Source organism: Nostoc sp. (assembly GCF_036918245.1).
Classification (GTDB): Bacteria; Cyanobacteriota; Cyanobacteriia; order Cyanobacteriales; family Nostocaceae; genus Nostoc.
In genome coordinates this window covers 1-11,732 of sequence record NZ_JBALEF010000031.1, presented here as the reverse complement: position 1 = coordinate 11,732, position 11,732 = coordinate 1, and the positions used below count along the sequence as shown (strand labels likewise).

Genomic DNA, 11,732 nt, shown 5'->3' with positions numbered 1-11,732 from the left:
TAATGTTTCTTCAAAGAAAGATGACAAACTGGAACTCTTGCCACAGAGAGTTTCAAGGGAAGAACTAGAGCCTCAGAAAACAGAACTGCAACCAGGACTATCTGGTCAAGTTGACACTCAAGAGCAGGAGACACAAGCTGCTTGTCCCTAACCGTAAACAACATTTGAAGAAGATTTGGTATATTTATGGCGCGATCGCAACTTGCTATTCAGTCCTCTCTTGAAGCCTTAGCTCCTGAGCTAGATTTAAATGCTCAACTTGCTAAAGTCGTTGAAGTTGAAGAGATATTTAATAATTGCTTCATACCAACTGATCGTGCTTCAGAATATTTCAAATGGTTAGATGAGTTGCGAATATTGAAACAATGCGGTCGAGTAATTGGCCCCAGAGATGTGGGAAAAAGTCGAGCGTCTTTTCACTATCGGGAAGAGGATAGGAAAAAACTTTCGTATGTAAGAGCTTGGTCAGCATCAAGTTCCAAGCGTCAGAAGCACTATTGACAAAAAACTCCAAATAAGAAAAAGACGTGAACTTAATCATTGACGAGATGCCGCGATTAACACCAGAACGCTTAAACGGGATTTGCAAGGCGTTGAATTGCCAGCCTGGTGAGCTTTTGGAATATGCCCCGGATGGTGGTGATGATAAGGTTGTTTCTATTGTTGATGTGGCGTGAGTGCGATCGCCACCAGTTGCGTCTTTTTACCAAATGTACTAATTGCGAAACACCTTTCCCAATTCCCGCAGATTGCGTGCAAGGTACAATGCCCTCACTATTTTTTGTCTTTTGCTACGATGGCAAAGCGTCAAAGAGTTATTGACCTCTAGATGTCTAAGAAAAACATACGTCTATGAAACAGATGCAGTAATATTTGTCACCCAGACACGGTAGAATTCTAGAGATAAAATTGCATAAAGTAAAATTCGTCTTGAAAACAAGGTTTAGGGAAAATTGGACTGGTCTAGCTTCAATCTTCATGGCCATGCTCCTCAATGCTCACATTTTTTACACTTTGTGTAGGAATGGCGAAGTGTCAGAAGCAGTGTAGACAATTCCTGTTTTTAACTTTCATTTAAGCCAAGCGTGGACATGCCAATCACATAAGCATCATTAATTAAAAATAGGTGTAAAGCAAGCTGGTTAAGAGTTTCAACAACTTAACCTTTTGCAATTTTACAGATAATCTCTCATTCAGTCACATGACAGTCACATAAGAATTGTAGAAGACAAATTATGCCCAGAATGGTATATACTTAGCATGTTTGCGAGACATATTTTCTGGATCGTAGGGTTTTATCAAGCCTGTATCGATTGTGTCTGATATGATTCGGGATGCCATTGAGTAGTTCTCGTCTTTGATAGAGAACCGCTCTCTTAGTGATGAGTTCGTCATGCGATCATTGGATACATAGCGCAAACACGCATGTTGGTAGCAAGCTCGGACTCGATCAGCTTTGTCCATATCCGCCAACTTCTTATAAGCAAAAAGTGTGACTTTTGTGTGATTAGCTGTGACTTGAAATTCCGGGGCAGGTAACTGCAAAAGCTCTACCATTAAGATAACTTTATCAATACCGCTTCCCCGCTCCTCACAGATGTTAATACGGCGCATAAAAGCAGCTAAATCCTCGTTACGAGAACGAGGTGGTTGATCAATAAACCGCATTGTATCAATAAGCGGTACACCTGGATTAGTAATCTCAATTCTGTCAGTGAAAATTTCAATGAGCGGCCCCGTACCACTTATATTAAAATCTTGGTGAATAATTGCATTCGCAACTAATTGTCTAATAGCTAGTTCTGGGTACATCCGTTGTTCTCTGCGAAATGCTTGACCAATCTGCTCATTTTTAGGTAGTTGGTCATTAATAAACCCTAGCATTCCTTCAAAATCAGTAGCATAACCTTTGATGCCAGTTTGCTCTTGCAGGCTCTCAACCCTATTCTTACCCTTGTAGATTACTACTCTAATAGCCTTTCGAGACAAGCGTTCAAAGTTTCGTAAATCTTTTGCAAAAAGAATACCTCCTAGATTTGTTATATCAAAGATATTACCTATTTTTTGTACAATAAGTCTTTCCGAGATTAATCGTTGTATTATGCCATCCCGATTATCTGGTAGACTTTGTTTTGTCAAATCGAAATAAGCTGGGTAATTTAGATTTGTTATGACCTCATCCACGGTTAAACTTTCTAAAGCTATACTTTTTTCAAATGGCTCAAGCGAAAATAAAGCCCATAATTCCCGCTCTTTCTCAAGAAAATCTTTAAGCAACTGTTTGTAACTACCTACACGGATATACTCAACTCCTTTGAAGCGAACAGGAACATAGTTTGCTTTAGGTATTTCAAAAAAAACTATATTTTTTTCTTCAAAAGTGAACTCATAGATTTTAAAGTTTATTCTAGGAGATAATTGGGTTACTAACCAATTTTCTAATTCTTAATTTCCAATTTTTTCTAACCGAGGTTTAAATTTAGTACCTAATATATCGTGACTAATATCATCTACTCCCCACACAATATAAGCGGTATTTTTTCCATATAAAGTTGCAGAGTTAGATAAAGCTGATAAGTATTCCCCTATCTCTTCTGGGTTATTATTATTTACTTTGAATTCAACCCACTCTGTTTCATGAGTTAATGATGTTAGTGTGAGTAATATTGATTTTAAATGAACTGTATCCATATTGCTGCTTAAAAATGGTAGAAACCCTATATAAAATTAAGAAAAGTATATAATAAATAAAAAAATCCTCTTTAAGTGATTTTCATCTAATTATCTCATTTCCTATTTAAATTGAACATCGTAATATTACAAAGTAATTATGGCTCTTCAGTTAATTTTATGGAATTGAATAATAAATAAAACTTAATCATAGCCTATATTCATTGGTGTAACTGGATTTTAGATTTTGGGGACTTTTTATAAAACTGCGATTTTAATGCCGTACGATAAAAGCAACGCAAGAGTCGTAATTATGTTGGTCATCTTGTATATATTATGTCAAGTCAAAGCGATCGCACTCTAAAGTCACTCACAAACTTGCTAGTTTTGTCAACTCTCTTAGGCAATCTTCATCATGCCGTAGGACAAGAATATGGTAACTGGTGTTGTGCTTGAGATTATCCCGTTCAATTTGGTCTTGCTTGCGTTTTTCAGGGCTGTCATGAACTGAACCGTCGCAGAAAACAGCAATGCAATCTTCTTTATAAAGAAAATCTGGCTTACAATTTGACTCTGGAATCAATTCCTGTGCAGTATCGGGTAATTTATATCCTCTGTGATATATTTCATGTAAAACTACGCGTTCAAATTCAGAATTTGGATCTGTTTGTTGCAGCAGTTGTTGATACTGTTCATCACGACATATTCCTTCTATCTGCACTGTAGTTTTTTGCAGTTCGTCAAGTAAAGGTTTGATGATATGGCGATTTCTCAAAGCATGGTCGAACTGGTTGCGGTAAGAAAGTAAGCATTCATAGCAAGCTTGGACACAATTATCTTTAGTTTCTTTGAAATGACAAATATCTAAAGCTGCATCGGCTATTTTTTGAAAAGCATTAGGTTTTTCTAATAGTTGAGAAAGAACACCTGCACCGCCTTCCGTAGCCTCCCAGAACAGCAAATATTTCCCGTCTCCCAGGCGTTCGGAGTCTAGTTCATCGGCTTCTAATTTATACACTGCTTGGATGGCAGTTTCCAAGACATATTGCAGGGTGGCAATAAAAGCTTCTCTTTGGTCTGTGGGTACACTTAATGGTTCAACAACCAGAATATTGCAGGTGTTCTTCACCATTAAATTAACGTCGGCGTGAATGCTATCTTTTGCGGAGTCGTTTTTGGCATCGCCCCAAATACCAGTTTTGATATCGAGTTTAAATCCTCGTTCCTCACTTTTTTTCTTGTTCAATCCGCGATTAATATGCCAGATGTCTGCTGTAGCGCCATAGGTTAAACGTAATAATTCTGTACCATCGGCAGTCTGTACCGTTGCTGATTGGCGTTTTTGCTGGTCGTAACGGAAATGAGTCGTGATGTTGTAACCGTATTTAAGGCGTTCTTCTTCATCGCAGGTAATGCGTTCTCGTCTCCAGGCGATCGCAGTTTCCATTGATAATAAGCGTGTAAGTAAAGCCTTATTATTGTTACTATCGGCAAGTTTTGCCCCGCAGTTCTCACAGGTATCGCGGTGACTGGCTGCCCCTTCATGGAAATAACCGCATTTAAAGCAGACATTTACCCGTTGATAGTCAGCACCGCCAACAGGGATTTTGGTTTTAGCCACCATAAATTTACTACCCTCGTAGTAAATAACATTACCAGGGGCAAACTCTCTCAAAGCCACGCTGCGGAGGCGGGAAATAAATTCGCCACTTTCTTCTGTGGGAATAAATGCCCGGACTGGTAAGCGGGGGAAGTTAAACCCAGGTAAAAATCCCTCGGCAGCAAAATAACGATAGGGATAAAATTCAAACTGATTATTGCTTTTACCTTGCACTTGTCCCACTAGCAGGTCAATTTGTCGCAATGCTTCTTTTTCTTGGGCTTTAGCGATATCTCGTTCTTCTTGAGTCGCATAGCCTCTGGTGTAACGACTTGTGCTGTCGCGGGCTTTGTCTAATTGTTCAACTGCGTCTTTGTATAGTCTACGCCAGCGATCGCAAGCTTGATCAAAGGCATTATGTGCATTTTCTAGGGTAAACTGTAACCAATTTTCAGAATACCAAGAGGTTTTGTTCAGATCGTTTTGGCAGAATGTATCAGATAAAATCAGTTTTGTGGCTGCCAAACATTTGGCTAATTTTTCCTGACTCATAGTGATTTGCTGACTGACATCTTCTTTTAGCGGACAGTCCGGCGAATCTAACTCCAGAATTTGGTTCATGGAATTTTCCAGGTATAAGCCAGTGTGTGCCAGCCAAATTGAATACACATGAGATTTAATTAAATCCTGGTTTGCTAGTTCTAATTTTGGTGGGGCGACAACACCAGCAACCATTTGACTTTGGCGTTTAAAGAAATATTGGTCGTGACCGCTACCAATGGAGGCATAAGTAATTACTAAAGCTTCCTGTCCACTTCTCCCAGCGCGACCACTGCGTTGGGCATAATTGGCTGGACTGGGGGGAACATTCCGCAGATGGACAACGCTGAGGTCGGAAATGTCTATCCCCAATTCCATTGTGGGAGAGCAAAATAAAGTTGCTAATTTGCCATGACGGAATGCGTCTTCTCGTTTCTGGCGGTTTTCGTTTTTTACTTGTCCGGTATGTTCTCGCCCTTCTAATGCTTTAATTTGATGAGCGTTAGTTTGATAGAAGTCTTGAAAAAATTGGTTGACAGAAGTATTTCTGTCGCTACCCTGCAAGCGACGCGAGGTTAAAGGGTCGGGGGGAGTTTCACTTAATTTTGAGGCTACCCAGACCATTGAATTAATTTTTAGTTGGACTTCTTCTGACTTTTTGTATAAGTAACCTGCATCAGCCAAAGCATTTACCAGAGCATTAATTAATTGGTTATAATCTGACTCTGGTAAAGGTTTTTGCAACCAATTCCATGCCCGATTAGAACGCAGAAAGCGCCCGATTTCACCACGAAATGTCAGTCTAATTGTATTTCGCCGTGATTTACCTTTTTTCTCGGTGGGGCTGAGGCTTGCCCAACTAGCTTCGTGTAAATATTCAAAAGTATCAATAGTCCAAGGGTCTTTTAGTGCTTGGGATACTTCCTTTTTCAGTTGTTCTGTACCCTCTGGTTGTAAAATTTCGGCATCAATTACCAATTTTTTTCTGAGGTGGTCAAGAAAGGTTTTAACAACAAAATATCTTTGTGACGGTGAGGCTTGCAGTAAAATTGGATGGCGGTATTTTTGCCAGAGTTGAGTATTTTCACAAGTTGCTAATAGTTCGGCGTATTCTATAGTTAATAGACCGCATTGTTCTAGATTTGGCTGGACAATTCGCCAACCGCGACGTAAATCTTCGTATAGCCGATATTCAATTAAATTACTAAAAGCTTCTTCATTCTTACGTTTACCAATGCCAAATTCTGCAATTTGAATGGCATAATCTGCTTGAGATAAACCCATCTGTTTGACAACTTCCGCCGCTAGTGCTTTGTGAGTTAACTTTTGATTGTCTTGAATAGCATTATTCAAAGCTGCCCGCAAGAAACTGGTTTGGACAAAATCATTGAAATGTCCTGCCTGTAATGAAGCATCCTGACGGTTATCAGTAAAGCTGAGGATTTTTGCGGCTTTGGCTTTCTCGCCAGTGAAAACTTGCTTGAGGCGACTAACGGTAGAAAGACAAAGTAGAGTAGTTGCGGTACTGCGTCCTTCACTACTTAGACGAGAGAGTTTGGTAAATTCGTTTTTCTTTTGGTCATACAATACACCGCAGTGGAGACAAGTAAGAAAGGGTTTAGGAATAAACCAACAGGTAGTTCCCTGTAATACAGAGTTTATGACTTTACCGTTGGGTAGAACTTGCAGTTTGTGGGGAATAAAAGGTGCATATTTTTTTTCGGGAATACGCCCTTGCTTTTTAGTTTCTTTAAACCATGAGTCGGGAAGTCTCTCTTCGTCTTCTTTATCTCAAAGTCCGGGTTCATCAAGGGTTAGGTAGCCTTCCTTGATGTCTTCATTGTCAAGACTATCTAAGGCTGTGGGTAATTGGGGCAGTACAATATCTTTTTCAGAATCGTAGCGTACCACATAATAGTCTTGTCCGCATTCCCGACAAAAGACGAGGGGATAAAGCAGGCGGTTTTCGGTGGTTGTGTACTGACCTTCCAGGGTGAGAAGTCGTTTGTCTCGATTTTCAATGGTGGCGTAAACACTACCGCCTTGGGAAATAAACTGATGCAGGCGGAATGCCAACCCCTTAGTTTTGCTTCCCCAAAGAAATATCTGTTTGAGGATATTTAAGCAAGTTTCCTCGTTGAGTTGGGTTTCATTTGCGAGTTGATTTGCACCTGTTTCTAGGGTGATGGGTGTGCGGCGGACGAGATGTCCTTGTTTGTCTTCTAAACCAAAGTTCATCTCTACCCAGTGGCTAAGGGAATGCTGTTTAAAAGCGTCTAAGGTTTGTTCGGACTTTGGAGGTAAACCTTGAATAATGCTTTCCCGCAATTTTTCTGTGGTGGGTGCAGCACTTTTGATAGAACGTTCTAAAGTTTCATCAATGACGTTGCTGGGTTGAATTTCTACACCGAATAATTTACTAGCAACATCTGCCACTACCTGACGGCGTTGCTGGCGGGAACCTTCGGAAGACATGGTGGCACTAGTGCCAATACACAGAAGTTTCTGGCCGCAGCGTTGCCGAAGTTTGCGAATTGCGACACATAATGTGCGAATGTACAAAAGCGGGCGATGGGACTCGAACCCACGACGTTCACCATGGGAAGGTGACATTCTACCACTGAATTACACCCGCAAATTGCTACCATAAACTTAGTACTAAAATAAAATATACCACTATTTGCAGCTGTTTTCAATTGCCTAGAACATATACTACTCTGGCAAATACTGATGCATGAGTCATGCGGCTGTTCGATTGGGAAATTTTTTAGCTAGCTGATGACGGCACTTACTACCATATTTAACTAAAGAACAATGTCCTCGCCTCGCTCGGTAAAGCGAACCTCTTTAATATTCCATTGAGCATTACTCGTTAGGGTTTTGCGGAGACTGCCAAACAGAGCAAACTGTTCACAACTAGAAAGAGAAGCTATTTGCCGCTTTGACTCAGGAGATATGCGTAAATCAACTGTAGCAATACCATTTTTGATGTTGACACGATACCCAGACAAGCTAAAGTCGCTTGTATCTCGTTTTTCTAAGATTTTACTCACGACATTTGTCACTGGTTCATTGGCTGGTACTGAAACCTTTTCTGGAATTAGTTTTTGACATTGCGTATCACTTGTGTATAGTGTTACGCTAGTAGTTTTGCTAGCGGCAACTTTAGAAGTTGATGAGGAAGGCTTATTTTCCTTAGAAGATTCTTGATTAGGAGATTTTTCTCTCAACTGAGCTACGCTAGGAATTTGGCTGGGAGTCTGAGACGATAAGCTATTCGTCGGTGCTGTGGTAGGGTATGACGTTGCGCTGTCAATATTACTCGCGGTGGGGTTAGAACTACAACTACCGAGGCTCACAACCATTGTCACAAAAATAAGGGGTAAAAAATATCTCTTGATTGTGTTCATAAATTTTGCTTAGAAATGATGTTGCTGTTATCGATTTCAGTGTCGCTGGTATCAATTCCGCATAAATTCGTGAATATTGAGCCAGTCTATAAAGTGTCAACTCGAAACTTGTTAAAGTCAAATTTTATACTATTTACCAAAATTACAACATCTGCTATTAAAGGAGTGATGTCTGACAACAAGCGGCTTTGTGTCTACGTCAATCCCAAAAAGCTTGACTAAAACAAGTAGCACTGCATCTGCACCTGCTGTTCATGTTAAATAAATTTGGCAAGACTAAAATCAACTCTTTGCACAGTAGGGGTAAATCGTGCTGTTTTAGAAAAACTTGTCCTTTAGGTTACTGATTAAAAGCAAATTACTAGTTTTCACTACTTTTTTGCTTCGTCAATTGCTGCACTAATAATTGCACTCCCAAAGCCAACAAACCAATTGCCACTATACCAAAAATCCCGCTACCTAAAGCAACTACACCAACTACCAGAGTGCGGACAGCAGAAGAAATCTTCACCACTAATGGATTGATTGAATGGATCGGTTTACTAGCAAAGTTTGTCGCGATCGCAATCATTAGCGAATACGCTGCAAATCCCATTCCTCCAGAAATCACCGCCCCAGTAAAACAGCGGAACGGACTAGCTGTCACCTGTTTTTTAGCATCTGTTTGCGGCGTTAGATTTTGGCCATTCATAATATTTAGATTTTAGATGTTAGATTTTGGGTTGGAGCATTAGGAATAATTATTGTCCTCAGCTAATCGTCATTCAAATTGCATCTCTGCATTTTTACTATGCAACTAAAAAACTCATCAGCTTATTTCTTATACTCTATTTAACGATAAAGATTTATTTAAATTCAAGATGCCACCTGAATACCATGTGTAATTGTCCGAGTCACAAACAATTCTAAGTCATCATCAAGAATTGCTTCCCTAACTTGTAACTTCACTTGTTCTGCCTGCTGTTGAGACTCAAAAAGAGCAAAGACAGTTGGGCCAGAACCAGACATCATTGTTCCTAAAACACCTTCTTGATTTGCAAAGACTTCTCGCAGTTGCAACACTTGGGGATAGTCTGATAATACAACTCGTTCTAAATCATTGTGGAGTTTTCGGGCAATTTCTCGCGCATCTTTATCTAGGACAGCTTTTACTATTGCTCCTGAATGAACTGCATTAGCACGCGCTGTCAAGTTGTCGCTATCTCTAATATAAGAATGACCAAATTGCTGTCGATAGGTTTTGTATGCCCAAGCGGTGGAAACTTCCAAACTGCGGTATTTTGCTAACACTATATAGATACTATCTAAACTCGGCAGCGGAAAAAGTTGCTCACCTCTACCTGTTGCGATCGCAGTTCCACCCGCTACACAAAACGGTACATCTGAACCAAGTCTACCTCCCAATTCCTCTAATTCTGACTGAGTTAGCCCCAACTTCCACAATAAATCTATCCCCACCAACACAGCTGCTGCATTCGTCGAACCCCCAGCCAACCCAGCAGCCACAGGAATCTGCTTGTTGATGTTAATCTCCACGCCCCCATATTTAGCAAAGGCTTCGGGAAATTGCCTCATCATTAATTCTGCCGCGCGGTATGCCAGATTACTTTTATCTGTCGGTACTTGTGGGTGGTTGCAGTGAACACGGATATTGTCAGTGCTGATGGAACGTACATCAATTTGGTCTGCAAGTCCGATACTTTGAAGTATCATGGCTAACTCATGATAGCCATCGGGGCGTTGGCGTAGCCCGCCGGAGGCATCGCCAATGATTTCCAGATACAAGTTGATTTTGGCAGGGGCAATTAAGTTGTAGGAACGCATTTTCTGGGAATTGGGAATTGGGAATGAGGAACTGGGAATGAGTAATGGGGAATGGGGAAAAATCTGCCTTGTCCCCTACTTCCTAATCTGCACTCCCAATTCATTTGCTAAAATTACCCATTGCTGAACGCTGAGGTCTTCGGCTCTGGCTTGGGGATTTATTTTTAATTGTTCCAGTAAGTGGCTCAAGCGATCGCGTTCTATAACTGATTGCAAATTATTTCGTAACATTTTGCGTTTGGCACCAAACCCCAACTTTAAGAAATTTTCTAACTGTCGGGGATTAAGTGCTGGTATCTCTATTTTTCGGGGGCGCAATCGCACCACTGCTGAATCGACTTTTGGCGGTGGATGGAATGCGGCCGCTGGGACTGTGCAGATTAACTCACACTCAGCCAAATACTGTACCCGCACACTCAACGCCCCAAAAGCTTTTGATTCTGGTTTAGCATATAACCTTTGTGCTACTTCTTTTTGTACCAGTAAAACTATTGAGTCAAATGGTTCAGGGTTAGGGTTAGCAATCGTACCCAGTAGTTTCTCAATGATTGGCCCTGTAATGTTGTAGGGAATATTGGCTACGACCTTATTTGGCTGTTGGAAATTGGGAAAGGCTGCCAGATAAGATGGTAAATCTAGAGTGAGAAAATCGCCTTGCAGCAGTAAACAATTTTCAGTCTTACCAAGCTGCTTTGACAACAGTTGGCATAAGTCGCGGTCTATTTCAACTGCAACCAGAGATTGCACTAAGGGTAATAAACGACGAGTCAGAATGCCAGTTCCAGGCCCAATTTCCAGCACGCGATCACCTTTGAGGGAGCGATCGCTTTCTGTACACTCTGCTGCTTGAATAATTGCGTTGAGCGCTTTTTCACTTTTGAGCCAATGTTGAGCAAAGACCTTACGCGGTCGGATCATCTGTATTTTTTGCCTAGTCTAGTTTTTAGCTTTTTCTCAAAAACTCATTATAAATTTTGAAGTCCCTCTACAGCGCTAGACTCACTGTAACGCCTATCTTGTCTTCCAAACGCTCCACAAACGTAGTGATGGCGATCGTGTAAATGCCCATACAAGTGTCACCTGTAGGATGGAAGTCTCAAACTGCAAGCTCCGCAACAATTCTGCCCTTATATACTTAGTTCAGGCATAAGGATTTAGGAGAAATCCCTCCAGCAAGAATACTCCTGCTTTTTTCGATAATCATTACTATAATCGCTCAACCTGCATCAGATCCCATTTAGGGACAAGCAACCTGCATTATTCACACAGTCAGGTTTAGCCACTTCGTTCTCGCCTCCCACCTGTTGCTTAACCCATTAACCTGAAAGTAATGCCAGTCAAGCGATTTGCCCTTTTAGAAAAAAAATAAATTTACCCCTTGACAAACTAGGGGATGACTAGTTACTCTAGTTAAGTGGAAAGGCGACAGACGCCAACCACTGCTGAACCTAAAAAACATAATACTTTGAAAGCTTAAGAAAAAACCAATCCTCGTCAAAAGATTTTGTTTTTGGGATTACCCGAAAGCATAGTCAAAATTATAAATAGGATTCCGGAAAATATTTTTTTCGGAGCCACAAACTCGAAACACAACAAAACGGAGAGTTTGATCCTGGCTCAGGATGAACGCTGGCGGTATGCTTAACACATGCAAGTCGAACGGTGTCTTCGGGCACAGTGGCGGACGG

At 40.8% G+C, this 11,732-nt stretch carries 9 protein-coding genes, 1 tRNA gene, 1 rRNA gene and 1 pseudogene; 3 read left to right on the top strand and 9 right to left on the bottom strand.

Going from position 1 to position 11,732, the window contains the following annotated elements; all coding sequences use genetic code 11:
• The first annotated feature begins 186 nt into the window (after positions 1 to 186).
• Both V7L12_RS07150 and V7L12_RS07145 read left to right on the top strand, forming a co-directional pair.
• A complete protein-coding gene (locus tag V7L12_RS07150; RefSeq protein ID WP_335083377.1) occupies positions 187 to 501 on the top strand; it encodes a hypothetical protein in 315 nt (104 codons plus the stop codon).
• A gap of 47 nt (positions 502 to 548) precedes the next feature.
• Positions 549 to 677 (top strand): helix-turn-helix domain-containing protein, encoded by a 129-nt coding sequence (locus tag V7L12_RS07145; RefSeq protein ID WP_335083375.1) that lies wholly within the window; start codon positions 549 to 551, stop codon positions 675 to 677.
• Positions 678 to 1,233: 556 nt separating this feature from the next.
• Here the strand turns inward: V7L12_RS07145 and V7L12_RS07140 are convergent.
• The 9 genes and pseudogenes from V7L12_RS07140 to rsmA form a co-directional block, all read right to left on the bottom strand.
• A complete protein-coding gene (locus V7L12_RS07140) occupies positions 1,234 to 2,277 on the bottom strand; it encodes an ATP-binding protein (RefSeq protein ID WP_335083379.1) in 1,044 nt (347 codons plus the stop codon).
• 6 nt (positions 2,278 to 2,283) lie between these two features.
• Positions 2,284 to 2,691, bottom strand: a pseudogene (locus V7L12_RS07135) (AlbA family DNA-binding domain-containing protein); the annotation flags it as partial.
• Positions 2,692 to 3,040: 349 nt separating this feature from the next.
• Positions 3,041 to 6,397 carry a helicase-related protein gene (locus V7L12_RS07130; RefSeq protein ID WP_335083373.1) on the bottom strand — a complete coding sequence of 1,119 codons (3,357 nt, stop codon included), beginning with the start codon at positions 6,395 to 6,397 and terminating at the stop codon, positions 3,041 to 3,043.
• A gap of 204 nt (positions 6,398 to 6,601) precedes the next feature.
• A complete protein-coding gene (locus V7L12_RS07125) occupies positions 6,602 to 7,372 on the bottom strand; it encodes a hypothetical protein (RefSeq protein ID WP_335083372.1) in 771 nt (256 codons plus the stop codon).
• 1 nt (position 7,373) lies between these two features.
• Positions 7,374 to 7,445, bottom strand: a tRNA-Gly gene (locus V7L12_RS07120).
• Positions 7,446 to 7,614: 169 nt separating this feature from the next.
• Entirely contained in the window at positions 7,615 to 8,220 is a 606-nt protein-coding gene (locus tag V7L12_RS07115; RefSeq protein WP_335083370.1) for a sporulation/spore germination protein, read from the bottom strand.
• Positions 8,221 to 8,581: 361 nt separating this feature from the next.
• Entirely contained in the window at positions 8,582 to 8,911 is a 330-nt protein-coding gene (locus tag V7L12_RS07110; RefSeq protein ID WP_335083367.1) for a DUF3082 domain-containing protein, read from the bottom strand.
• Positions 8,912 to 9,075: 164 nt separating this feature from the next.
• Positions 9,076 to 10,044, bottom strand: a complete 969-nt coding sequence (gene ispE / locus V7L12_RS07105; protein WP_335083365.1) for a 4-(cytidine 5'-diphospho)-2-C-methyl-D-erythritol kinase — start codon at positions 10,042 to 10,044, stop codon at positions 9,076 to 9,078.
• A gap of 75 nt (positions 10,045 to 10,119) precedes the next feature.
• A complete protein-coding gene (rsmA, locus tag V7L12_RS07100) occupies positions 10,120 to 10,962 on the bottom strand; it encodes a 16S rRNA (adenine(1518)-N(6)/adenine(1519)-N(6))-dimethyltransferase RsmA (RefSeq protein ID WP_334822743.1) in 843 nt (280 codons plus the stop codon).
• Between the two features lie 676 nt (positions 10,963 to 11,638).
• Between rsmA and V7L12_RS07095 the strand changes: the two genes are divergently transcribed.
• Positions 11,639 to 11,732: ribosomal RNA gene (locus tag V7L12_RS07095) — 16S ribosomal RNA — on the top strand; the annotation flags it as partial.